Genomic DNA, 26597 nt, shown 5'->3' with positions numbered 1-26597 from the left:
TTTTTACTGGAAGGCGTCTCTTATTTTTGATGCAGTTTTTTTAGGTATTCATCAATGTTATTGGAGGAAATCTTTTTACCAAAGTCCTCAGGTACGTCCGGAGGGTTATTCATACTCAGGCGATGAGCGATCAGTGTTCCCACTTCTGGATAGAAGTGGTGGCCGTCAAAGTAGTTGGAGGTGTCTTTTGTGACGGTATTGATGTCCATGAAATTATATACCTCTCCGAATGCGTCAACCATTTCATGAAGCCATTTTTCATAATGCGGATAGGCTCCTGAGTCGATGAGTGCCTGGAAAAGAGGTTCAGATACCGGCGTCGTATAGACGATGAACTTTGTATCAGGATTCTTATCTATTAAATTCTGCATGATGTTCTTGTAGTTGGGATTGTATTGATATTCCCCGTAAAATGTTTCTGTGAACTTCTCTATTTTCTTTTGGAGCTCTTCTGCTGCTTCTTCTTCTGATAATCTAAAAGTTGTAGCGACATTTTTCCGGTTGTAAGTGCGAACAAATTCAGGTTTATTTTTAATAGAAGCTATGAAATTATAATAGGAATATCTCGTTAAATCATAGGATATGAGATTCTTCCACCTGACGAAAGGCTTGTCCAGCGTGCTGGCATATGGATAGATTGATAATGGCGTTCTGCTTTCCGGGAGACTAGATTTGAAGAAATCCAGTCCAATAATGACCGTCTTTATTTCCCTATCGCTGTTATCCTTCGCAAAATGGATATAGCTTTCATACTCCTGTACAGACATATTTGCCACTGAATAATTGTAGACATCCATACCTTCGAATTCATTTTGATTGATATATGTGCTGCGGCTGCTGCCGATCAGCAGTGTGTCAGGGCTGAATGGCTGGAACTTAATCCGGTTCGTTTTTTGCTGGCGTTCGTTGATTGTATCCTGGACATCATTGAAGCTATGTGCCCCGCCATACATCCACATTGGATCCATCCAATAATTGAATCCGCCAATTACAGCAATCATCGTGACCAGAATAACCAGAAGCTTAATCGCCCAAGCTTTATAATTCATGTATTTTCACCTAATTATGTTTTTCTAGTTTCGAGTCTTGATTATTATACAATACCTGGCTTGATGTGAACATGGGGACGGTTCTTGTGTTCCATTTGGAACACAAGAACCGTCCCCATGTTCCTACTTTAGTCCTAATTGTCTAAATTTGTCTAAATTACCAGAATAATATCCCGATAGAAAAATGAGGAATTTTTCACTGACTTAAAAATATTTGCGTAGGGAGTATTTACAAAATACATTCTAGCAAACTCCTGAATTTAGGTCGGTGTACCTTCACCATTCAAAGGGGGAATTAACTTAATGATGAAAAAGTCATACAAAAGATTTTTAGCAGCAGGTGTGTCAGCCGTTATTGCTGTCAGTGCATTTAACACTTCAATTCCTTTTAACACTCTTCAGGCAAAAGCAGCATCTGTGAAATTTTCAGATGTAAATCAAAGCAATTATTTTTCTGAAGCTGTTCTTAAACTGTCAGAACATGGAGTCCTTAAAGGATTTGCAGATGGTACTTTCAGGCCAAATCAAGTGGTCACACGGGCTCAGGCAGCTGTCATTCTAGCATCGGCTTTAGGATTAGATACGAAATCCGTTAACAATCCTGGCTTCAAGGATGTTCCAGCTGGCGTCTGGTACTATAGCTCAGTTGCGGCACTAGTGGATAAAGGCATCATGAACGGACTTGATCATGATTACTTTCTTCCTGGCAAACAGGTTACAAGAGCTGAAATGGCTAAAATGCTGAGCATCGGATACAACCTTAAGGCTGCAAGCACAAAGACAAACTTTACTGATGTACCCGAAAAAAGCTGGTTTTCAGGATATGTAAGTGCGATTGCTGAGAATGCGATCACATCTGGTATTTCTTCCACATCCTTTGCACCTGGGCAGTCCGTAAATCGAGGACAAATGGCAGCATTTGTTTACCGGGCGGAAAATCAAGGTGTGAAGGAAGATGGTGGTGAGCCTGATAGTGAGGTTGTCGTGCCTCCTAGCCAGGATAATGGTACAACCACTCCTCCTGGCGGAAGTACTCCACCTCCAAGCGAGGACAATGGAGGAAGTACGGCACCTGTTGAAGGACCAGCGCCTGAATTAGCCGTTTTATCCGGCACAGGCTTTACTTTAGGATCAACTGCTATTTTCCTTGAATCAGGAACGGTGAATTCTACTTATTATCGACTATCCGAACAATCTGTGTCGACTCCATCTGTTGGAAGTACTCTCCCAGAGGGTGTAATACAATTTACAACATCCACTGAAATTAAAAGTGTTCAAGCCGGCCAGTATATCCAAGTATATGAGGCAGATGCAAATGGTAAGGTCCTTAAATTCAAGGAAGTACAAATTACGAGCCAGGATATTATGACGCGTAATTTTCACAGACTAGTCTATGATTATAGTTCTTCTGCTATCAATTCAATCTCAGTAAAATTCAATACACCACTTTCTGATGCATCACTTTCCAAACTGACTGTAGATGAGGTAGTCGATGTATTGCAAATTACGAATGTGGGTTCGGCAGCGGATTTTGAAAAAACAAATATCGATTCTATCAAATGGGATGTTGTAGATACAAATACTGAATTAATTTTCAAATTCAAAACACCAGTTCCATTAGCTGCAAACCGAATCATTGAATTGAACTTTGCTAATCAAGCAATCGTATTTCAATCGACCCCTAATAGTCAATTAGGCGGAATACTATCAAGAATGAACAGCACTGACTTATTAGAATTAGAACACTTAGTAAATCTGGCAAGCTCAACAGATTCCCCAGGTTTAGCTGATTGTGTAGGTGATTGGCTCATAACCTTCCAGGGCAAGAACTTGATTAACAACTACATCCAAGCCAATAATCCAAATTACTTGATTGCCATAAAGAATAATGCCGATCAAATTACCAATTTCGCATCATTGCAAAACGTTATTGATGCTGCGAATTAATTGATTTAAAGAAATGATCTTTTTTCTTAAAGCGGTCATCAATAGCCAGCTAATTAAGTTTGAATAAACAAACAGGCACCTCCCCTTTTGCAGGGAAGGTGCCTTAATCATTGGGACCGTGTCCCTTTGTTAATACATTTTTTTCTAGCTTGCTGCTGCCACTTTAAATGGAGATTCCATCAGATTGCCTTCAGAGTCATAGAACTTGATTGCAGATGTCTCAACGCCTGCTTTTACGTTCCATGTCTGAACGTTTTCTGCTCCGTGGATTTCAGTGACGTTTGCATTGTCGATGAATACTTCTTTTGTTTTTGCACCGCTTAAATCGATAACAGTACCCGTTTGAGCCGGGCTGATCACAACTAATGTGTTCTCAAGTCCAGCACCCTTTACTGTTGCTGATTTTTTCAGCCAGATACCTTCGCTGATTACAGAAGTGCTGTCAATGTTAATCAAGCTGTTTGTAGTACCAACAACTAGTTTCTTCGTTTTGAAGCCTGTGAGGTTATAAACTTTGTTATAAACCTTTTCGATTGCTTTAAGATCCGTTTGGATAAGTAGTGGGTCATGGTCACTTGCACGTCCATGCGCTTCCATGAATCCAGAGTTGATGTGGACCATATTAACAGTTGTTGCTGCTTCCATATTCTTTGTTACTAAGATATGGTCCAGTACTTGAGCATTACCCTGGTAAGAGTAAGAGTATCTTTGGTCAGCAGGAACATTTTCAACCATGTCCACTAATACATTTCCTTTTAATGCCTTTAAGGGATTCGACCATTCGAAATCGTTAAAGTCACCTAATAGGATGACATTTGCATTAGGGTCCTTCGCTTTAACGTCATTCACAAAACCATTAACGATTTTCGCAATTTCCATGCGCTGTACTTCACTCTTCAATACTGGAGGCTGATTTTTACCGAATAACGGCTGGTCTCCGCCTTTAGAGTTGAAGTGGTTCGCTACTACAATAACGCTCTTGCCCTGGAACTTGAATTGAGCTGCAAGAGATTTGCGGCTAGATTCATAAGCTGGATTTGTTGGATCAATACGGCCTGGGTTCAGCGTCAGCTTGCCGTTTTCAAAGCCTACTGCCTGGTCAGCAGTTCCTTTTGTGCCTTCCATTAGTTCAACACGGTCTTCATTGTACAGGAAGCCTACACGGATATTACCGCCTGGCTGTCCGCCGTCCTGCTTGTCCTCTGGTGCGATATCAATAAACTTGTAGTTTGGACCACCAAGTGATTTAATTGTCTCAATCAATAGTGCTGCACTTTGAGTAGCATCAGTTGTGCCGCTGTCTGTTGGGCCATCATTGTCCTGTACTTCAGTCAGGCCAAGGATATCCGGAGACTTAAGATTTTTCACGACTGCTTCAGCAAGCTTATTGACTTTCTCAGCGTCTACTTTTGGAGAGAAGTTCTCAACGTTGTAGGAAGCCACTGTCAGCTTATCATCTGCAGGAACGATTGATGTGATTTCACGAGCGTTTGTGCCCTCTTCCAAGGCAGGAAGATCAGCTTTTTTAGTTAAAATTTTGTAGTTACTAAAGCCATAGCTCATTACACCTTTGATGGAGCCTTTGAACTGATCACCCATTTTAGCAACGAATTTCTCGTCGTTCATGTCGATGGTAATTCTCTCAGGGTTGAAATCGCCTTCAGTGATGCGAAGTCCACCAGCAGTTGTGTTAGCCTCCATTGTTCCAGGAATCACAACTACTTCACCATAGTTTTGTGGAGCAACGACTTTCGCGTCGTCAACCTGAACTAGCATGCCTTCTAAGCTTTCATAGAAGTCAATTGCATCTTCTTCTGGATCGAATTTTGCCAATCCATCATTGTCGATTACATCCGTAGGAGCTGTGCGGTCTTTTCCGATTACGACTGGAGCAGGAAGAGTTTCACCGCTACGAACCTTTTCAACAGTTGATGCCGCAATTTCTGTAGAAGGAAGATCAACCTGGTAACGATCGTCATAGCCTTCGATATAATGCTCTTTAACTTGACCAGAAACTTTTACAACATCACCAGGAACTAATCCATGGCCCTTTTTATAGAGAAGGATTCCTTCTGCTGTATTGTCGTCTCCATCACCTTGCAAGTCTTGGATATAAACATCATTGCTGCCAACAACATAGGTTACAACACCTTCAACATTGTTTACATTTAATCCTTCATATTTAGAGAAGTGGCCTTCACCCTGGATATCATGGATGCGGACAACATCTTTTTGGATAATATATTCATATGTGTATACTTTGCTGCTTGTTAAGCCTTCTTTTACAGCAAAAGCCTTGATTGTCATATCTCCGTTTACCACGATTGGCGCACTATAAACTGTGCTGCCAGTTGTAGGCTCACTGCCATCAGTTGTGTAGTAAATCGTAGCATCCGCTGTATCAGTAGAGAGTGTTACTGAATCGCCTGCTTCGATGAAACCAGCGCCAGGCGTTGCCTTAACTGGACGTACGAAACTAGGATCAAGTACGATATCAGCTTCTGTTCTTGGAGTTAATTGATAAACGCCTTTAAATGCCCCAAGCACACCTGTAATGGAATCATAAGAAGTGTCAACTTCAAGCCATTCTGCTGTTCCCGGACGAACTTGATAAGGGTCACCGTTCGCGTCAACAGCAGTGTAGTTACCACCTGAATAGCTTTCTACCTTTGACTTGCCTACTTTTACAAGCATAGCCTCATATTTCTCAGACAATTCTGCTGCCGTCACTTCTTTAGCAGCTGGGATTTCTTTTTGTCCAAGGACTTTAACATCCTCTTGTACTACTTCAAGTTCTAAAAGTGAATTATAATCAGAAATTTTACCTAATGCTTCTACTTCATCTCCAGGATTGACATTAAGTGTTCCATAAAGAACGATACCCGCATTGTCGTCCTGGATGTAAATGTTCTTGCCTAAGACTGCTGTAACAATACCTGATGTAAGCGCGTAGTCGCCAGGCTGCAATGTTCTTACTTCAGTAATTGTTTTATGTTGTAAAACAGTGTAATTGAATTCCGCTACATCGCTGTTTTCTAAACCATCTGCTACAGCAATCGCCTTGATTGTGGTATCTTCATTGATTGTAATTGGTGCTGAATATACATCAGAAGACGTTGTTGGTTCAGAACCGTCTACTGTGTAGTAAATTGTTGCTCCATCAGTTGCAGTTGTTAACGCTACTTCAGTACCTGCTTTTACAGCAGTCGCTGATACAGAAGCGGAAACAGATGATACTTTAGTTGGAACGTCTGAAGAGCCATCCATTGTGTGGGTGCCTAAGTTTGAGAAATCATCCTTAGAGAATGCATCCCATTCAGATGCTGGGTCGAAAGCATTTGAAGGGTCTTTATCACCTGAAATGATGGTACTCTTACGAACAAGGGTGCGGTCAACACCTGTAAATGTTGATCCCCATGTTGCGGAGTCCCCCACTTTACCATAAGAGTCAATAATTGTAGTATTGTGTTTTAATACAATTGCATCGTTACCATTGAAATTTGTTACTGCATCCTCTAAATTCTTTTTTGCTTTTAAATCGGCATTTGAACCTGAGTTAACGATTACAAATGTTTCTCCATTTGAAAGCACAGCATCGGTTGCAGATAAACCTTCAAAATTTAGAGTGTTGGTAGCAGATGTAGCACCATTAGAATAAAGTTCAACAATATACTCTTTTAAATTAACATCTTGTCCAGTGCCGTTATACAATTCAATAGCCTTATTGTTACTTGACCCTTCCACATACTCAGAAATGAATAGATCTGAAGCAACAGTAGCCGCCTTTACTTCCTGAGAAATAAAAGGCAGGAACAGGTTAATGACTAAAGCCAGCGTCAAAACAATGTTTAATGACTTCCTTTGCGAACGGTTAATCATTAATTAAGTCTCCTTTTGAAGAGGTTTTTTGTTTTTTGAGAAAGCCTGTCACTTTTGAGACAGGTCGAAAGTCTGACATTTAAAGAAATGACAGAGATAGCCTCCAGCATGTTGATTGCCAGAGGCTATTCCCAATTAGTCTTCTAAGATCGTGTCGCCTTCAACTGTTACGTTTGATAGTTCTACAGTTGAGTTTCCTTTAAGGTGAAGATCACCTTTTACTACTGCATTCTCAAGCTTTGCTACTCCAGTTACATCTACGCTAACAGAACCTTCGTAAACTTTTGGAGCTGCTGCAGTACCGTTGAAGTCAGCTGAATCAACAACCACTGGTGCTGCTGGCATTGTTGCTACGTCAATGATACGGCCTTCGACAGCTGGGCTGATTGTATCATTAGGCTGTGCATCAAGGTATTCTTTGAATACTTCCCAGTCAACAAAGCCAGGTTCACTTACGCGGCCTTCACTATAAGCTTTTGCAAACATTGAGAAGTTGTCTCCGCCTTTTGCAGTAAAGATGTTTGTAGCTACGAAATATTTCTTGTCAGCTTCAAGTGCTGAGTAATTTCCGTCTGTACCTTTTACTTCAACAGATACAACTCTATCGCCAGCTGTTTTTCTGCTGTCATAAGTATATTTCATTCCAGCAATCTGCAAGAATGCTCCGTTTGCACTTGGTGCGATTGAAACGGCATGTTCAAGAGCAGCTTCAAGTTCTGCACCTGTGATTTCCATGATTGCTAATGCATTACCAAAAGGCATTACTGTCTGTACTTGTCCTAATGTGATATCTCCAGCAGAAACGGAAGTTCGTACGCCACCACCATTTTGCAATGCGATTACTGTATTAGGGTTGATAGATTTCGCCTTTGCCAGCATACCATCAGCAATAGCATTTCCTAGATTCGTTTCTGCTGTTCTAGCTGCTGGGTTTCCACCAATTAAATCAACAGTAGTTTTGCCTACTACCAAGTTTTTAGTTTCATCAATTTTAGCCTTATAAGGTGCTAGAAGAGTTTTCGCTTCAGCATCTTCGGTCATTGTAGCAATATCAATCAGCTTTCCGGCATATCCTGAAACCTTGCCATCTTTATCAAATTCAACGTCAAGAGTTCCAAGGAATTTATTATACTCGTTTGCCTGTACGATAACAGTAGCTTCCGTACCTGTAGTATCCAAAACCGGAGCAGTCAATTTGTCATGGGAGTGGCCGCCAACGATTACGTCAATACCTTCGACTTCTTTTGCTAAAGTAACATCGTTATCTCCGCCGCCATCCATGTAACCAAGGTGGGAAAGGGCAACAATCTTATTTACACCTGCAGCCTTGAATGCCTTAACAGCATTCTCTGCAGCAGCAATATAATCTTCGAATTTCACGCCTTCTCCAGGACTTGAGATATACTCAGTTTCTGCAGTAGTAAGACCGAAAATCCCAATCTTTTCGCCATTAACAACTTTTACGATACCGTTATAAATTTCTCCGTTTGTACCAGCAGTTGTAGAAACGACATCCTTGAAGTCATCCTTCAAGTTTGCATCCGCAGAGAAATCTACGTTAGCGCTTACAAACGGGAATTTTGCACCTTCAACAAAGGCATCAAGCGTTGCTGTACCTTTATCGAATTCATGGTTACCGAATGTCATTGCATCATATTTCATTAGATTCATGAATTCCAAGTCTGCTAAACCATTAAACTCGTTAAAATAAAGTGTTCCTGAGAATACGTCCCCAGCACTCAATAAAAGCGCATTCGGGTTAGCACTTCTTACCTGCTTAACTGCTGTAACTGTTTTTGCAATATTATCTAAGTTTGCGTGTGTATCGTTTGTATGCATTAAGGATAATTTAAAATTGTTATTAGGTTCGCCATTGCCAGGTGGTGTCACTGGTGGAGGAGTAACTGGTGGCGGTGTTACAACTGGTGGTGCGCCAACAGCTTTTGACGATTTATGTAAGAAGATAGCAAAATCGCCGCGTTTTACATTAAGGTTTACTCCAAACTGGTCAGACGACATGCCTTTAGCAATATTATTAGCTACTAGAGCTTGTACTGCTGTTTCATAATTTTTTGTTACATCTTTAAAGGAAAGATCCGCGCCACCTGTTAGCTCAAAGCCTTTTTGAAGCCAAATCGCTAGTTCACCGCGAGTAATTGGGCTGTTTGAACCAAAAGTCGTTTTTGTTTTACCAGAAGTAATTCCTGCAGCTTTAAGAGCATTCACAGCTTTTACTCCGCGAGCTGGTACATCTGTAAAGCCAGAAGCAGGAGCGCTCTCAATATCCAATCCTAAAATCATCGCTGTTAGGACCGCTGCATCGACACGCTTGATTTCTTCATTTACACCAAAATATGAATCACTGATTCCTTTTGCACCTTTAGATAAAAGAAAATCAACAGACTCTGAATATCTTTCTGACACATCTGAGAAACCTGCTGCAGAAATAGCCGGAGCTACTACTGCTGTAACCAGGGTTGCTGTAGCAGCAGTCGCAATAAATTTACGGTAAGACTTATGCTTTGACACCATTAACCAATCCTCCCTTAATTTTGTAGGTGAACACGAAAATCTTTAAACTATGAAATTCGAGTTCGCTCAAAATTACCAAAAGAATAAATTTTTAGAATCATAGTAATTTTGACCCAACTCTTATTATATCAAATTCCACAGAACTTTCACTATAGTTCAACATTTTTTTACGTATAATTCATTTAGTTTTTACATTAGATGACATAAGTAGAACCGCGTAATCACTAGGTTTCACTCTTTTGCGAGAATATTTTTTATGTAAAGGAACTATTTACCATAATTTAAAAGTTTCAAAGGGAGTTTGCATAAAATGATTAATCTATTTACGTTTCTATTTATTCACCCAGATTCAGCTTCATTTAAACTAGAAGAAATCTATGTTTATCCAGACAATATGCACTGTGCTTGAATAGAGGTAACATTTTATAACCAGTGGCGAAAATAGAACTCTAATTGACCTGAACTAAAAGAAAGACAAAAAAGGATCCTCTGCGTTAGCAGAGGATCCTCTTATTGTTTAAAGATTACTTAGAAACTGTGCTGTTAGCAACTTTGTTTCCGTTAGCATCTCTTAGGTTAGTATCTTTAAATTCAACTGTGATTGAATCAGTTGGATTTAGGTTGTTAACTGTAGTAACTTTAACGTCACCGTTTGCTACTGTTACAGCATACTTATCAGTAGCTAATGCAGTTCCGTTAACTTTAACTGTTACACCAGTAACTGTAGCATCAGCGTATACTGCTTCAGAGAAGTCAACAGTGAAGTTTTTGCTGTCAGCAAGAACTACAGTAGTAGCTGTTGGAAGAACGTTTTCTTTCAATGTTAAAGTTTGTGTAACTTTACCACCTACTAGAGTGTTTCCGTCCTTGTCAGTTAGGTTAGTACCTACAAGAGCGTAAGTTCCGTTAGCTGTTACAGAACCTTGTGGTAATGTAATAACTACTTTTGATCTGTTATCTACGAATTTCACAGTAGAACCAGTTGGTAATGCTTTTCCGCCTAGTGTGTAGTTAGAAGCATTAACAGCTGAATCACTCATAGACTTGTTAAAGTTTAGAGTAACATCTACATTGTTAGCTGCAGGAGTAGCAGTGAAAGTTACATCCTTAGCATCTGTAGAAGGAGTTGCTGAGAACTCAGGAGCTACTGCAGAGAAGCTTACAGTGCCAGCCACTTGGTTGCCATAAGAGTCAGCAACTACTTTACCAGCTAATTCAAATGAGTATGAAGACTTTTCTTTAGAATCGAAAGTGATTGCAACAACGTTAAGTTCGCTGCCTTTTACGCCGTCTTTTCCGTCAACATCATAACCATAAGTTACGTTTCCAGTGTTTAGGTCTAATTTGTTGTTAGACTGATAGATACCATCTACTGACTTAACAACAAGCTCATTCAAGCCTGAAAGGTCGCCAGCTTTTACAGCATCATCAAAAGTCAATAGGATTAGATCAGAAGTAGAGTCTTTTGCAACTGTTTTGATAGCAGCTGAAACGAACTTAGGAGCTGTAGTATCAGCAGTGAAAGTTGCATTGAACTTAGATTGGTCCATCTTGTTAGCTGACTTGTCAGCGAAGTCGCTTACAACTACTTCTCTTGTGAAGAATGTTGTTCCGCCAAAGAATCCAGCGTCTTGAACGTCAACTGTGTAAGTCTTCTTGTCTTCTGAAGCTACAAGCTTGTTAGCAGCAACTGGAGTACCGCCGATTGTTACAGTACCAGGAGTTACTTCTTCAGAGAAAGAAAGTGTTAATTTGTTACCAGATACTGTTGAAGAAACAGTTGGTTTTGAGTTGTCAACAACTGGCTTAGAAACTGTGAAGTTTACAGTGATTTGGCCAGATAGGTTACCAGCAGCATCTGTAGCACCTACAACGTCAAGCTTGTAAGACTTTTCAGCTACTAGGTTTTTAACTGTGATAGTTTTGCCGCTTACAACATAGTCTGTGCCAGCAGTAAGTTGCTTACCATCTAAGCTAACTGTTCCAGCAGAAGCAAGTGCTTCGTTAAAAGTTACAACCGCTTCAGTTCCTTTAGCTTCTACAGAAGCAACAGCTGGAGCTGATGAATCTTTGTAAGAGAATAAAGTTACGTATTTAGCAGTTTTAACATCTGCGTCAGCTTTAGTTTTGATCGGCTGGATTTCTAAAGTAGCGTTAGTAACATCAATTACATCAGTCGCTGTAAGAGTTACAGTTTTTCCATCTTCAGAAACAGCGATACCACTGAAAGTTTCACCAGTTAATGAATATTTAGAAGGAAGTAGAGCGTCTGTCTTGTCAACAGCTTGGTTGAACTTAACAACAAGCTCTTTACCGTTAACAGCAGTTGCACTTACAACAGCAGGAGTCTTAACAACTTCAGCAGCGCGCTTCAAGAAGATTGCAAGGTCTCCGCGAGTGATGTTCATGCTTGTGCCGAACATTGTGTCTGATTTACCAGTAGTTACGCCGTAAGCGAAAAGACCCTGGATAGCAGTTTTATAGTTACCTACAGCATCTGTAAATTTAGTAGCTGTATCTGATTTTAGGTCGTATGCGTTAGAAAGCATGATTGCCATTTCGCCACGAGTTACAGTAGCGTTTGGAGCGAATTCAGTTGCAGACTTACCAGAGATGTAGCCTTTAGCTTTAAGAACTGATACGTAAGCATCATAACGAGTGCCTTTTGTATCTGAGAAGCCAGAAGCAGCAGCACCAGTAGTGTCAAGCTTAAGAGCTTTTGCAAGCCAGATCGCTAGGTCGCCACGCTTAATGTTGTCATGAGTTCCGAATAGAGTGTCGGAAGTTCCTTGAGTGATGTTGTTAGCTACTAGGTAGTCAACAGCATCTTTGTACTTTGGAGCAACATCCGTGAAGTTAGATGCAGCGCCCACAGCTGGAGCGATTGCAGATGCAACTAGAGTTGCAGTAGCAGCAGTCGCTACAAATTTGCGGTAAGATTTTGGTTGGTATGCCATTTTGTGTTTCCTCCCTGTTTTGTAAATAAATTGTTCTTGGTGCCTCCGGACTGGTAAGATCCGGATTTGAAACGTGTTGTAATAGTTTTATAGTCTATCTCTTCTGATAATTCGGTCTGAAAATCCGTTTTCACTGTCTATGTATAATGGAAAATCATAAACTTTCAGATACAGTAAATTAGACAGAAGAAAATAGGGTTACTATACATGTACATTATTCTACCAAACTTGGTTGATTTTTCAACCTTTTTTTACATTTTTCTACCTATAAAACAATTTTTTGCTAGAAAAGTAGCATAATACTCCTGTTTTTGGGCTATTTACCAGCACAACACAATATGATTATACTACTATTATTCTTTTTTTGGAAGTTTTACCATGGAAGAAAATTGATTGGAAGACATAGTAATTGTTTCCACTTATTTAAGACGGATTGGGTATGAAGAAAGTTTCATATATTAATAAAAAATTTTCCAAACAAAAAACATGCAGGGTTCCCTACATGTTTTTGGCCCACAAAGATATAACTATGACGAAATCTTTGTGTGTATGCTAAATTTTTTTGTAAGTTTCTTCTGTGCTTTTTGCCAGCTGGTCCACGGAATAAAGTTTTGATGCTTTTTCGTACAGATTATTTCCGAGCTCCGCTAAATTTTCTTTGTCGACCGCTTCGTTGATCGCCCCTGCAAGTGCATCCGCATCCTTAATTGGAACAACCCACCCTAATGATGGATCAGAAATTAAATCCTTCACACCTCCAACATCCGTGGAAATGACCGGTGTATGGGCTCGGGCTGCTTCCAGGATGACGAGCGGGAAGCTTTCGCTGTAGGAAGCGAGCAGTTTTACATCAGAGATGCACAGATAGGAGTGCACATCCTGCTGGAAGCCGAGGAATCGAACGTGTGGCGTTAGTCCCTTGCTATTGACTTCCTGTTCCAGCTCCTCCCTCTCTGGCCCATCGCCAATCAGGAGTAATTTTACAGTAGGGTTTGCTGCGGTTATTTTTTTCATCGCATCAAAGACGACAGTGTGACCTTTAATGGGATGCAATCTTGCCACCATACAAATTACAAAGTCATCTTCTTGAAGCTGAAGATCCCTACGCGAGAGCTTGCACTCCAGCTGCTCATCAAAGGAAATCCCGTTGTAAACTGTCGTGATTTTTTCTGCCGGCAAGCCAAAGCCAACGAGCATCTGCTTGAATCGCTCAGACACCGCGAAAAAGTGATCGATCTTTTTAATGACCTTCATATTGATCGTCGTGAAGATTTTTCCCTTGATGCCTCCCTTGATGAAATCCTGGGATGGATCACTGTGAATCGTGCTGATCCATTTAAAAGAGGTTGTTTGGCGCACCAGGTAGGTAAAGAGATTGGCACGCGGACCATGCGTATGGACTACGGAGATTCCGTTATCCTTGATTGTTTGCTTGATTTTACTGATGACAGAAAAATCATAGCGTGAGGATTGGCCGTACACGATGACCGGAATCCCCATCTGCCTTGCTTCCTCGGAGAGTTTCCCTTCCTGGAAAACTCCCAGCAGGACTTCAGTTTCCTGCAGGTGCTTTAATAAAGAAAGCAGGTGGTTTTTTGAACCACCTGTTTCTCCGCCGCTAATAAGATGAAGGACTTTCATTGTTTCCCCACCCTTTATAATTGATGCCGTGTGCAACGACTGCGAGCATCATAAAGAAATAAGTTGTGAATGTTTTGTCTTCCCAGATGTTGTACAGTACCCCTACCACATAGATGCCAACAAGGACAGCTAAAAGAGGGAGCGCAAGCCTTGTATCTTTTCTTTTTTTCCAGAGGAAGAAAAGCATTCCTAAAAGGAAGATCGCGAACAGGATAACTCCCACTGCCCCTGTTTGGGCAATGATTTGAATGTACTGATTATCTGAATAAATGTTGAATTCAATTCCATAGTCATCGTAAATCGGAGATCCTTTTCCTTTAGCAGCTGAGTCGCCAAAGGTCGCGAAGCCGGAACCGATGATCGGGTGATCCTTGAAGATTTCAAAGCCTTTATTGACGATGAACAGACGGCCTGTTGTTTTACTTAGCTCAACGGTCGACATTTCAAATGTCTCTTTAATCCGCTTCTCTTCATCTGATGGCAAGTCTTCGCCAGGTTCTGATTGAATGACATCACGCGGCACATTGTCACCGTAACCAACAGACTTAATATAATTGGTTGCCTGGGTTACAGGAATATTAATCAGGATAATGGATATTACAGCAGCGACAAAGATGTTGCCAGTGCGTCTCCAATTTCTCGATACTGCAAGGTAGGCAGCAAGCGCAATGATGAAGCCGATCCATGTTCCCCTTGAGTACGTCAGGGTAATAACCCCAAGCATCAGGATCATGCCAATGTTAAGGATGATTTTTGTCTTTTTGGCTGCGACCAGCTGCTTCAGGTAAATCGTCAGCATTAGTGCAAGTGACAGGTAGACTGCCAGAACATTTGGATTGTCGATTAGGCCGTAGATTCGGACACGGTTGTTAGGCGACAGTGATCGTCCGACCCATTTTTCAGGCATCAAATACGTGCGAAGCGATAATTTTTCAACGAGTCCATGCAGGCTAAGCAGAATCGCCATAAGGAAGGTTGTCCATAAAAACTTCAGGATGTCTTCCTTAGTGATATCCAAACGTTTTACAACGTAGTACACGATGTACGTAATGACGAAAGCGCGGATTTGGAACACGATCGCGCCGATTGTTACGCCAGTAAGGTACGCGGATAAGGCTCCAATTACGATGAAGAGCAAGAATGCCCATTCAAAGATTTGAAACTTGAACAGACTTTTCCAGTTGCCACTGCGAATCGCTGCAAATGCGACGCTTGCAAAAGCCGCTAAAATAATTAAATCTCCAGCCATTTTCAGTGACGGATTTACTTCTATTAAGAATGGACGAGTCGGAAAATAGAGCAAAAGCATCATTAGACCATTTTTCGGTGAAACAAGGGCGTACAGAGCTAATAGGGCTGAAGCCCCAAGACCCGTGATGGTGCCAGGAAACAATAAGGCAACCGCGAGAACCGGCAGGGCGATGAAAATAAACGGGAAATCTCTCCAGGATAACGAGTTCATTCGACAATTCCTTTCTCATGCTTAAATGACTTAGATGGTATGAGTGCAGATTTTATAAAATAATAGACGTTTTTCTAACCTGTTTGGTGACAAACTTTGGCAAATTTCTTCTTTTAGACATTTTAAAAGGCTTGAATAGTTAGTTCAAGCCTTATTTTGGTTCTTTTTTATCGATATTATTTAGCGCCAAGGATTTTCATCAAAAATCTTGGCAGAGCCAGCTGGCGTTTGAAACGTGTTGGTTCTTTTAACAATCGGTACAGCCATTCAATGCCGAGCTTGCGGAAGAATAATGGTGCGCGCTGGACTTTTCCGGAGAAGACGTCGAAGCTGCCGCCGACTCCCTGGAATACTTTTACGTTCAGTTTGCCTATGTTTTCGCGGATCCACAGCTCCTGCTTCGGGCTGCCCATGGCGACAAACAGCAATTCTGCGCCTGATGAATTGATATGGTTGATGATTTTTTCGTTATCCTTTTGATACCCATTTTCATAGCCGGAGATATGGAGGCCTGGATATTTTTCTTCGAGCTTTTGCTTTGCCGTTGTGACGACTTCTTCTTTTGCTCCGTAAAGGAAGACCTTATGGTTTTCCTCGGCAGCAAAACGGATCAGCCTGTCCATCATGTCCACACCCGTTACCCGGGAGGAAATCTTGCCGCCCTTCATTTTCGAAGCGAGCAAAATCCCTACTCCATCTGGAATCTGATACGTTGATGAGTTAATCAGCTGGCGAAGCTCTTCATTTTTTTCCGCAGCCATGACCTTTTCAGGATTGACCGCGATGATGGTTGATTGCAGGCCTGCTTTCATTCGTTCGCGCAGGTCTGCAATGATTTCTTCATAATTTAAAGGCGAAACGTTGACGCCCAGATAGTTTTCTTTTTCCATAGCAGTTATCAAACCCTCTTAGAGCTGAATTGGTTTCAGTCCTGACAGGTCGCCGATTTTGTAAACTGTGACAAAATCGCTATCAAGATTTGTGCAGTTCTTTGTATCGAATAAAACTGGTGACTTCATTTGCTTAGAGACTAATTCGCTGTCCAGAGTCTTGAATTCATTGTGATCAGCCAGTACGACAGCAACGTGAGCATCAGCGAGTGCATCTTCTAATGAAAGAAGTGGAAACTCGACCTGATCCTGCTGTACGTGCGGATCGTGCGCCACTGTTTCGAAGCGTGGATTCTTAGCCAGCATTTCGTAAATTTCGATTGCCGGACTTTCACGCACGTCATCGATGTTTCCTTTATATGTTAAGCCCATAACAGCAATCTTCGGCTTTTCGATCTGTACTGTTAACTCTTCAACCTTTTCCACGACGAATTCTGGCATTGAATTGTTGATGTCGCGTGAAAGCTTGATCAGAACGGATTCATTGCGTGCTTTTTCAACAATGAAATATGGGTCGACTGCTAGGCAGTGTCCGCCTACGCCTGGTCCTGGCTGGTGGATATTTACGCGCGGGTGCTTGTTGGCAAGCTCGATCACGCTGTGAGCATTCACGCCTAGTTTCGCGCTGATTTTAGCTAATTCATTCGCAAGCGCGATGTTCACGTCACGGAATGTATTTTCCATGAGTTTGGACATTTCAGCAGTAATCGCTTCTGTTTCAATGACATCGCCAGTTACGACTGCACGGTATACGTCTCCAGCTTTTTTGGCTGCTACAGGTGTTGTTCCGCCGACGATACGAGTATTTTCGATCAGCTCGATCAGAATGCGGCCTGGAAGAACGCGCTCTGGGCAGTGTGCAAGGTAAACGTCGTTTTGTACGTCAAATCCTGCTTCAACAAGGATTGGCGCGACAACGTCGTCCATTGTTCTTGGCGGGATTGTAGATTCAACGATGACTACATCGCCTTTTTTTACAAAAGGAACGATTGATTTCGTTGCGCTGATGACGTAATCTACGTTCGCAGTTAAGTCATGGTGGATCGGTGTAGGAACGGCAATGATGAAGACATCTGCCTCTTCCGGTGTAAGAGATGCGCGAAGCTTCCCTTTTTCGACAACTTCTTTCACGAGCTCAGGAAGCCCGACTTCTTCAATTGTAATTTCTCCATTATTTAACGAGTTCACTACCCGCTCGCTGACGTCTACTCCGACAATGTCATAACCGGCTCTTGCAAATACGGCAGCAGTTGGCAGTCCGATATAACCTAATCCAATGACACAAATCTTCTTCATTAAAAGGACCTCTCTTTTTAAGGCAGTTATAATTGCTTATATTATGTGATTATTTGATCAATCTAGTTTCAATTTCTAACATAGTATATCAAATCTTGTCAAACCTTGCACCCTTGAACGTTGAATGCTTTCCTGTATAATGATAAAATATTGTTTAGCTTTTAGGTGCTTAGATTTTGTTATGGCACCTTCTTTTTTTGCACTGCGTTTGATCGTGATTATGATTATGTTTTACCAACGCATTACTTTCTATATTAAGGAGGAACAACTTCTTTGAAAATTGTCATCTCAGGATTTTATGGCCTCGGTAATACTGGTGACGAAGCCATTCTTGAATCCATTGTCGATAACTTACGCGAGCATTTAGACCAGCCAGAAATTACCGTATTCTCTTTATCACCGGAGCAGACGGCGAAGGAACATCATGTAAAAACTGTCTACCGCGGCTGGCGCCATGATTTTAAAGGGAAGGTCAAAGCCTTGAAGGAAGCTGACCTGCTGATCTCTGGTGGCGGCGGGTTGCTGCAGGATACATATCCGACCCGCTTTATTTTCGGTCCCCTTCCGTACTATTTGTTGATTGTCTTTTTAGCGAAGCTTGTCGGAACAAAGGTTATGTTCTTCTCACAGGGAATCGGCCCGGTGAACTCCACCTGGGGTAAGATATTAATGAAAGTTTTTGCCAATATGGCAGACTTCGTGACGGTCCGTGACCAGTTTTCGAAGGACCTTTTACACAAGCTTGGGGTTACTCGTCCAGAAACAGTCGTTACATCTGATATCGTGTTTGCTTTTCACCCTAAGAAGGATACGACAGCAATGGACAGCCTTCAGCTAGAGCGCAAGGACAACCTAGTAGCCGTTTCTGTGCGTCCTTGGTTTGAAAAAGTAAAACAGTTTGAGCAGATCGCGGAGATTCTTGATCAGTGGATCGAAGCCCGCGATATTACGCCAGTGTTCGTACCGATGGAAGGCCATCACGATGACACAGCGAGCAAAAATGTATTGAAGCATATGAAGCATGCAGACAAGTGCCACATCCTAGGTATGAATTTTACACCTAACCAATACCTGAACTTCATCGGCGAATGCCAGATGACGATCGGCATGAGATTGCACGCATTAATTTTCTCGACGCTGACAGGCGTGCCGCATATTGGGTTAAGCTATGACAAAAAGGTCGAAAGCCTGCTGAAGCGCAGTGGCATGTGGCCATACTCAGCAGTTCTTGAAGAAATGAACGTCGACGAGCTGACAAAGAACGGCTTGGAATTGTTGGATAACCGCGAAAAGTACAGCCAGGTCGTCAAAGCTAACGCAGAAGAAATGCGGATCGAAGCCGTTAAGAACGTCGATTTAATGAAAGAAAAGTTTGTAAGATAGTGGAACATGGGGACGGTTCTCATGTTCCAAATTGGAACACGAGAACCGTCCCCGTGTTCCTAAAAATAACTCAGGAGGTGCAATTATGAAAATTCTTATTGCTACCGCTTATGATTACCCGCATGCTGGCGGTCTTTCTACACATGTTGCTACGTTGAAGGCTGGTCTTGAGGAGCGCGGGCATGAAGTGGATGTTCTTTCGTTCACGGATGTGTCGCCTGTTGTCCGCAAGATGTACGCACAGGGGCCAAGCTTTGTCATCAATAAGGTGAAAAAGGGCCGCGGAATTCTTTGGAGCCACTATGCGCGCAAGAATTTGCTGAAGGCTCTTATTTTAAAAAATAAGCATAAAAAATATGATATTATTCACGCCCAAGATCCGTTCACTACCCTTGCTGCACTTGAAACAGGTATTCCTGTTGTTTCAACAGTTCACGGCTATATGGCATTCGAGGCTGTCAGCAAAGGCTCGATTGACGAAGGCAGCGCGGAAGCACAGGAAATGCAGGAAATTGAAATTCAGGCATACCAGGGTACACGCAAGGTCGTTACAGTTGACAAGCGCTTGAAGGACTATGTGAAGGAATTGTCCGGTGTTGACGGAATTGCCATCCGCAACTTCATCGACATTCACAGCTTTAAGCCTGATAAGGACAAGAAGAATGCTCTTCGTGACAAGCATGGCGTTTCTCGTGATGAGAATATATTATTCGTTCCGCGCCGTTTGACGAAAAAGAACGGTGTCATCTATCCGGCGCTTGCATTGCCTGCTGTCCTGAAGGAATTTCCAAACACAAGGTTAATCTATGCAGGAAGCGGCGAGGCGTTGTCGGAAATCAAGAAAATTGTTGCTGAAAATGGGCTTGAGAACAATGTCGACCTGCTTGGCGCGGTTGCCCATGATAAAGTTAAGGACTATTACGCACTGGCTGACGTTGCGCTTGTTCCAAGTGTCCACTCTGCCGGCGTTGAAGAAGCTACTTCGATTTCTGCTTTGGAAGCGATGGGTTCTGGATCTCCGTTAGTTGCCTGCGCAGTTGGCGGCTTGAAGGAAATCATCGAGGACAAGGAAGACGGCTTGCTTGTTGAGGAGAAGAACGTCCAGGAGCTTTCCGACGCGATCATCTACTTGCTGGCTAACCCGGAAAAAGGTGAAGAATTCGCTGCGAAGGCGCGCAAGAAAATTGAGGATGAGTACTCTCACGTTGCTGCGGCTGAGAAGTATGAAGAAATTTATTTGAGCTCTTTGGGGCGTAAATAATATTTGGTCTCATGTGTTGAGATGTTAGATTGAGTTTGGCAAGAGTAAGGCGGGGCATATGCTGTTTCGCCTTACTTTTGTTTAGGGGCCTTTTCGTCTCGTTTGTATGAATTTGGCCTTGGATGAAAATTTAATGCGAGAAAATTCATTTATAGAAAGTGACTGAAATATTTATGGCAGGATTGAAAAAAACGGCCATCTGGATCACCCTGCTGGCCTTAGTCCTTAAGCTGTCCGGTTTCTTGCGGGAAAGTATTATCGCCAATGAGTTCGGGGCAAACCATTATACAGATGGATTTTTGCTGGCCTTTTCTTTTATCACGCTCGTTGTGGCGATGATTTCCGGCGGTTTCAATAACGTGTTTCTTCCTATGTATGTTCAAAAGAGGAAGGAGAACCCTGAGGAAACGGAACGCAATGCAAACGGCATATTGAATGGAACAGTGTTGGTCTTCCTCGGGGTTACGCTTGTCGGATACTTCCTTGTTCCTTATTTTGTCCCTTTCATTTATGGACACATGACGCCTACGACCAAAAAAGTGGCAGTTGATATCACGCAGTTCTTTTTCCTATTTATGAGTTTGATTGCTGTAAATGGGATTCTGGAATCTTATTTACAGGGACGCCGCGTGTTTGTCCCATCACAGATTTCGAAGCTGCTAGCTACTTTGATGGGGGCCATATTTGCCCTATTGTTCTCTGATCAATGGGGAATTTACAGTCTTGCTTACGGTTTTATTTTCGGGACCTTTTTAGGCACTGTCATTCAGTTCTTTTACCTGTTTAAAAACGGTTATAAATGGCAGCCGACTGTTAAGGTAGAAAAGGCATTCTTTTCAGCTTTTATCGTATTATTGGCTCCGGCTTTGCTGAACTCGGTTGTTGGACAGATCAATATGTTTGTGAACAAATCGTTTGCTTCAGGGACTGAGGTCAGCGGTGCGGTTACGTATTTGAATAACGCCTCTCTGCTGGTGAGTATCCCTCAGGCTATTTATGCGACAACTGTTGCGGCGATTATTTTTACCTTATTGTCTGAACAGGTGGACACCCCTAAGAAGTTCCAGGGCACCGTGTTCATGGGCATGCAGATCACGCTTGTGACCTTGCTGCCGATTGCCGTCGGCTTGCTGCTGGTTGGTAAAGAAGCGATCTCGTTCGTGTACGAGCGCGGAAAGTTTACAGCTGAGGATACACAGAACACTTATATCGCACTAGTTTATTATATTCCATTGATTGTCACGCAGGGCTTGCAGTACATCGTGTCGAAATCGATGTACGCCCGCGGGAAAACGGCAATCGTGCTGCGGATCAGTATTACAACGATTGTGTTGAACCTCGTATTTAACTGGCTGCTCGTTGGCCGGTTTGGATACCCGGGACTGGCGCTCACAAGCTCACTCGTTTCGATTTATTACTTGGGAGTGTCGACGTATGTTGTGTATAAGGATTTCGATCGTGAAGAGCGAGTGCGCTTGGGAATGCTGTTCGCGCGTGTCGTATTGCCAACATTGATCATGGCGATACCGTTGTACCTGATTAAACAGTTGACACCTATTTCCGGGCTATACTCATTGATTCAGCTCGGCATTCTGGTGCCACTTGGGGTAGTCCTTTATGTCGCTGGCGTTTATGTATTTTATCGCGAAGGGTTTAGGCAGCTGTTGGGGATTTTGCGTAAGAAGAAGGCTGCATAAATTATTTAGAAGTATTGTTGAACCGGCAGAGCATTATATCTCTGCCGGTTTTGTTTTGATCATTTGCTTTTCTGCATATATTTACTCTTTTTCGTAATGAGTACTAAATATCCAGGTCCAGTAATTCGAAACAGGCAGGAGCGTATCCTATATGATTAGTCCAATAACCTATTTACCTTAATTTTATTGAGAAGGGACATAAATATTATCATTCCGTCGAAAGATATAGTGTATTAACAATTTTTAGGGGGATAAGTATGCAAAAAGTCATTTGCACCAATAACGAAGGCATTGAGTTGGAATTCGACTTGGATGAGGAGTACCCGGTTGAGAGAGAATTGGATTCAACTTATATTGTCATTAATAAACTAGGGAAAAAGCATAGTGTTTTTAAAACTCATTTTGAACCAGTTGAGGGAAACGAGACGAAAGTCTGAAAATGCCTTAAGGATGGAATGAAAACTACTTGTCTGCTGGCAGAAAAATGTCTTATATCATGAATCTGCGTCATTTGTACAATAAGAACTTTAACAAAAAACTCCATAATCCTTCCTGGACCATGTACCTATTACATAATTATAATATGGTTTGTGGCCCCCTCATGTCTTTAAAACCTACACTATCGTTTCAGCTTCTCCTAATACCTCTAACTCCAATCATTCCAGTTTTTTGATTATTCATTTTGAGGTTTATCCTTCTAAAACTCTACAGGATTGATCGGTTGTTTTAGCCCACCGATTGAAATTTGCCACTTCTTGCAAAAACTCTTTATCCATAGCAAGCTCTCCTTTTAAAAAAAATGCTGGCAAACGATATGCCAGCATTTCTTTCATTCTATCATTCAATTTTTGAAACATGAGAACCGTCCCCATGTACCAATTATTTTACGATTGGGAGTTCTTTGATTAGGTCGGCGCGGATGTAGACTTCGTTTACTGTTGCTGAGTCTGACATGATTTTGTCCCATTCGTAGTTGTCTGTGTGTTTGACTGAGTCGAGTATTGCTACTGGTGAACCAAGATTGTTATTTTTGTATGCAATAGCTGATTCTGTTCCTGGCATAACGCGGGCGTTGACTCCTTCAACCGCTGTTTCTCCAATGCGGTATGCATTTGCACCGCGGTCTTTCTTGCCCAGGTACATGTCGACTCTATGCATATGGCCGGCGATTTTTTGTCCCCAATATGGGTCTGAAGCGTATTTTACATTAAAGCCGCGGGCCTTGTTACCTGTCGCTGCTCCATTTGCATGAGCACCTACTGGGTTGATGTAATTTTTATTCAAGTACAGGTTAGCAAGTGCATCAATTGCTTCATTAGGAGAAGCAAAAGTCTGCGCTGCATCTGTATTGCTGTCGTATGCTTTGATTCCGAACAAGTTATTGCGTTCCAAAGCGTATTTGCTCATTCCGAAGTCGCTTTCATGCATCGCCATTCCCAGGATCAGAAGCGCATTGATGTTATGCTTCACTTCGGCCTCTTTTAAATACGTTCCAAGGCCTTTAATTTTGCTGACGATTGTTGCATCTTTGTACTTCGCATAAGTAGTCGGATTAGAATTATAAAGAGCTTGCTTTTCAGCCAAGATGTAATCGATATATCTATTTAATTCTTCCGCAGTATAAACAGTTTCTGTACGAGCTGGAAGGTAGTTAAAATACTGATAAGCAGTGCCAATTACATTTCCAGACGTATTCATGAACTGCCCGCCATCCCAGCTGTAATACTTCTGTCCCTGTGAAAGGAAGCTAGGTGCAAATCCCATTGTGTAGGATACATATGATTTTTTTACAGTGTCATAGATTGTATGGACGAGCTCGCCATTTGTGTTAACAGAATAATAGTTTCTACCCTCGATTAATTGTAAAGGTACAAGAGAAACTTCATCATGTTTTACGTAAACGGTTCTGCCTGCAAGAATTACTTTTACATAATTCTCAGTCGCTTCAATGTACTTCATTTCCTGGCCTGCTGGCAAATAGGTAAAAGCAGAAGATAATGATGCGTCCTTATAAATGTAAGTTAAGGAGCTTCCAAGCGCAGGCTTTGACCAGACCAATCCTGCAGGCATTTCCACGATTTGTTCATTGACTGTAACAACCTGGTTCGAGCCAGTAGCTGCCGTTTTGGCAGCTTCAAAAGAAGTATAAACTTTAGAGTACGTTTTTTCCCCAGTGGATTGGATTGTTGCTACTCTGTATCCATCTGTGCCACCGTCACCGGGATCTTCAGGAATTTCTGATTCAGCCATTTTATTGAGCATGCGGTAGATGAAAGCAGCCGCTTCTTGACGTGTTGCTGTCTTTTTTGGCAGGAATCTGTATGTACCATCGCTATTTGCGAGACCTTTTATTAGACCGTCTCTTGAGTTTTTCGCAACGGACATTTTAAAATTAGTATTGATTTCATTCGAATCTGAAAAATTCAGAACAGCGTCTTCCCTGACAATCTGCATATAATTGAAAGCACGGTCAATCATAGCTGCCGCTTGTTCACGGGAAATCTGATCATTAGGTCCGAATGTTGACGGTGTGTACCCCATGATGATTCCTGCTGCAGCGGCACTGTTGATGCCCGTCGCAAGACCGGATGATAATGGAACGTCAGAGTATACATGCGGTCCCTCAGGCAGTTTAAGTGCACGTGAAATAAATGTCGCAAACTGTCCTCGTGTTACATTTAAAGCTGGTTTGTAGATTCCTTCTCCATACCCCTGGATTACATCAGCGGCAATCATTGCGCGCATTTCTGTCTCTAGTGCGCTCCCTGTAATATCGTCTTGCGCAAATGCCGTTGGCTGCTGGAACGACAATAAACTGCTCACGGTCAACCCGAAAGTCAAGGCGAGCGTGCCAATTTTCTTCTTCATTCTTTTACCCCCAGATGTATTATGTGAATAATTCTGACAAATTACCCTATTATTCTACCAATTTATTTACAAATTTAATAGATAGTTTCGTCAGATTTTTCAAAATAGTCATATACTCACTAACTATTAAATTATTCTGCTTTAATATCGGTCCAAAACCTTACATCTTTAGACCTTTTTAGGGAATATAGGCATAGAAAAAGCTGGGAATCTTGCTCCCAGCCTATATTTAATCGACTCTTATTTTCCAGCATTGATAGAATTATAAATTGATGCAGCGAAGGTTGCGCGTGTTGCTTTTAACGAAGCACCGTATTGGCTGCCGTCGAAGATGGTCGTTGTATCGATTCGGTGCATTGTCTGAATGGCATCATATGCCCAATAGCTTGGCATGACATCTGTATATGGAGCACTTGCTGTTTGTACTGCTGGCAAATTCAGCTTGAACGCTCTTTGGACGATGACCGCCATCTCGGCTTTTGTCATATTGTTGTTTGGACGGAAGGTACCATCCGCAAATCCGTTGATGACTCCTGCTTCCCTGATCGCTGCGATGTCTGCTGCGAATTGATAATTGGGAGAAACATCATTGAAGCCGTTTAGGGTTTTAGGTGTCAGCTTCAACACACGATTAATGATAGCTGCGGCTTGTCCTCTTGTTACTGCCTGCTCTGGCTGGAAAGTGGTGCTGTCGATGCCTTTAATAACATTTTGGTTGCTTAATGTCATAACCGCTTGATATGCAGGATGATTCTGCGGGACATCTTGATACTCGCCTGGCTGAACGTTTGCAGCTTCCAGGATTCTTTTTGCTCCGTAGTATTTAGGTCCCCAATATGTACTATCAAGTGAATCAATTTTAATTCCTTTGCTTGTTGTGGCGCTTAAGAATTGATTGTCGCCTATGTAAATTCCAGAGTGTGTTACCCCTGCTTTATCATATGTTTTTTCGAAAAATACTAAATCGCCTGGCTGAAGGTCAGCTTTGGATACTGGTGTCCCCGTGTTATACTGGTCAGCTGAAATTCGCGGTAACTGGATCCCGATTTCATTAAAGACATATCCAATATAGCCTGAACAGTCAAAACCACTTGTTGTTGTTCCTCCATACTGGTATGGTACTCCTATGTATTTTTTCGCAATTTCTACCACTTTCTCCTGTTGTGCTGTTGCTGCCATGGCTGAGTGAAAAGGAATCATGGATATAAGTAATGCCGCCAAGATCATCCTGGATACGAGCTTCTTCATCTGTACACCTCTGCCTCGTTGATTTTTGGTAAAAAATATCGTATTTTGCCTCGTTAGGAATATTTTATCAGAATTTGAATGTTATAAATTTTACGATTATATTACAAATCTTGCAAATTGAGTTTAATAGTTTTTGAGGCGGGTAATAGATCTAATTAAGAGGAGATATATTTTCCTTTTATTGGAATTTTTAATTAAGGTTAGATAGCGTTTTCACTCCCAAAGGTACCAAAAATTACCCTCGACAAACTTCGACAGGATTTGCTATAACTAATATACATTAAGATTTTGGTTGGTAATCCATTTATGGCAGACCGACTAGCCATTGTTTGACATCGATCTGGTAAATCGGTGTCTTTTTTTTGCCCATTGATATCGAAAATTCGACAAATTTGAGGTCATCATAAAATAACTAAAAGCCGCTCATTCCTTTACCATGAGCGGCTTTCTTACTTTTTAATTTTATTACAATAACGCGTTGGAGCGC

The 26597-nt window shown here is 41.8% G+C and carries 16 protein-coding genes; 5 read left to right on the top strand and 11 right to left on the bottom strand.

Going from position 1 to position 26597, the window contains the following annotated elements; translation table 11 throughout:
- Positions 1 to 20: 20 nt before the first annotated feature.
- Positions 21 to 1049: a hypothetical protein gene (locus tag V7201_RS16795; RefSeq protein ID WP_335377909.1), complete on the bottom strand. Its 1029-nt coding sequence runs from the start codon at positions 1047 to 1049 to the stop codon at positions 21 to 23.
- Positions 1050 to 1352: 303 nt separating this feature from the next.
- Here V7201_RS16795 and V7201_RS16790 point away from each other — a divergent pair, with 303 nt between their 5' ends.
- Positions 1353 to 2996, top strand: a complete 1644-nt coding sequence (locus V7201_RS16790; protein ID WP_335377908.1) for an S-layer homology domain-containing protein — start codon at positions 1353 to 1355, stop codon at positions 2994 to 2996.
- 144 nt (positions 2997 to 3140) lie between these two features.
- Here V7201_RS16790 and V7201_RS16785 read toward each other — a convergent pair whose 3' ends face one another.
- The 7 genes from V7201_RS16785 to V7201_RS16755 form a co-directional block, all read right to left on the bottom strand.
- Complete coding sequence (locus tag V7201_RS16785) at positions 3141 to 6875, bottom strand: chitobiase/beta-hexosaminidase C-terminal domain-containing protein (protein WP_335377907.1); 3735 nt, start codon at positions 6873 to 6875, stop codon at positions 3141 to 3143.
- Positions 6876 to 7010: 135 nt separating this feature from the next.
- Positions 7011 to 9407 (bottom strand): 5'-nucleotidase C-terminal domain-containing protein, encoded by a 2397-nt coding sequence (locus tag V7201_RS16780; RefSeq protein ID WP_335377906.1) that lies wholly within the window; start codon positions 9405 to 9407, stop codon positions 7011 to 7013.
- Between the two features lie 524 nt (positions 9408 to 9931).
- Positions 9932 to 12364: an S-layer homology domain-containing protein gene (locus tag V7201_RS16775; protein ID WP_335377905.1), complete on the bottom strand. Its 2433-nt coding sequence runs from the start codon at positions 12362 to 12364 to the stop codon at positions 9932 to 9934.
- 552 nt (positions 12365 to 12916) lie between these two features.
- Complete coding sequence (locus V7201_RS16770; RefSeq protein WP_335377904.1) at positions 12917 to 14005, bottom strand: glycosyltransferase family 4 protein; 1089 nt, start codon at positions 14003 to 14005, stop codon at positions 12917 to 12919.
- Entirely contained in the window at positions 13983 to 15467 is a 1485-nt protein-coding gene (locus V7201_RS16765; RefSeq protein ID WP_335377903.1) for an O-antigen ligase family protein, read from the bottom strand. The genes V7201_RS16770 and V7201_RS16765 overlap by 23 nt, the downstream gene beginning before the upstream one ends.
- A gap of 176 nt (positions 15468 to 15643) precedes the next feature.
- Positions 15644 to 16357, bottom strand: a complete 714-nt coding sequence (locus V7201_RS16760) for a WecB/TagA/CpsF family glycosyltransferase (protein WP_335377902.1) — start codon at positions 16355 to 16357, stop codon at positions 15644 to 15646.
- Between the two features lie 18 nt (positions 16358 to 16375).
- On the bottom strand, positions 16376 to 17653 hold the full coding sequence (locus tag V7201_RS16755; RefSeq protein ID WP_335377901.1) for a nucleotide sugar dehydrogenase: 1278 nt from the start codon (positions 17651 to 17653) through the stop codon (positions 16376 to 16378).
- Between the two features lie 273 nt (positions 17654 to 17926).
- Here V7201_RS16755 and csaB point away from each other — a divergent pair, with 273 nt between their 5' ends.
- The 4 genes from csaB (at position 17927) to V7201_RS16735 (ending at position 22431) form a co-directional block, all read left to right on the top strand.
- Positions 17927 to 19036, top strand: a complete 1110-nt coding sequence (csaB, locus tag V7201_RS16750; protein WP_335377900.1) for a polysaccharide pyruvyl transferase CsaB — start codon at positions 17927 to 17929, stop codon at positions 19034 to 19036.
- 85 nt (positions 19037 to 19121) lie between these two features.
- The gene (locus tag V7201_RS16745) at positions 19122 to 20297 is read left to right on the top strand and encodes a glycosyltransferase family 4 protein (protein WP_335377899.1); all 1176 of its coding nucleotides are present in this window, start codon (positions 19122 to 19124) and stop codon (positions 20295 to 20297) included.
- Positions 20298 to 20470: 173 nt separating this feature from the next.
- Complete coding sequence (gene murJ / locus V7201_RS16740) at positions 20471 to 21994, top strand: murein biosynthesis integral membrane protein MurJ (protein ID WP_335377898.1); 1524 nt, start codon at positions 20471 to 20473, stop codon at positions 21992 to 21994.
- A gap of 257 nt (positions 21995 to 22251) precedes the next feature.
- A complete protein-coding gene (locus V7201_RS16735; protein ID WP_335377897.1) occupies positions 22252 to 22431 on the top strand; it encodes a hypothetical protein in 180 nt (59 codons plus the stop codon).
- A gap of 252 nt (positions 22432 to 22683) precedes the next feature.
- Here the strand turns inward: V7201_RS16735 and V7201_RS16730 are convergent, their stop codons facing one another.
- From V7201_RS16730 to V7201_RS16720, 3 genes are all read right to left on the bottom strand, one after another.
- Positions 22684 to 22851 carry a hypothetical protein gene (locus V7201_RS16730; RefSeq protein WP_335377896.1) on the bottom strand — a complete coding sequence of 56 codons (168 nt, stop codon included), beginning with the start codon at positions 22849 to 22851 and terminating at the stop codon, positions 22684 to 22686.
- Positions 22852 to 22873: 22 nt separating this feature from the next.
- On the bottom strand, positions 22874 to 24862 hold the full coding sequence (locus V7201_RS16725; protein ID WP_335377895.1) for an S-layer homology domain-containing protein: 1989 nt from the start codon (positions 24860 to 24862) through the stop codon (positions 22874 to 22876).
- A 240-nt stretch (positions 24863 to 25102) separates the two neighbouring features.
- Positions 25103 to 26110, bottom strand: coding sequence for a C40 family peptidase (locus V7201_RS16720; RefSeq protein ID WP_335377894.1), 1008 nt, complete (start codon positions 26108 to 26110; stop codon positions 25103 to 25105).
- Between the last annotated feature and the right edge of the window lie 487 nt (positions 26111 to 26597).

The sequence above is a fragment of the Bacillus sp. JJ1122 genome (assembly GCF_036964885.1).
Classification (GTDB): domain Bacteria; phylum Bacillota; class Bacilli; order Bacillales; family Cytobacillaceae; genus Mesobacillus.
The sequence above is the reverse complement of the archived record's forward strand: the minus strand, read 5'-3'. Positions and strand labels throughout refer to the sequence as shown.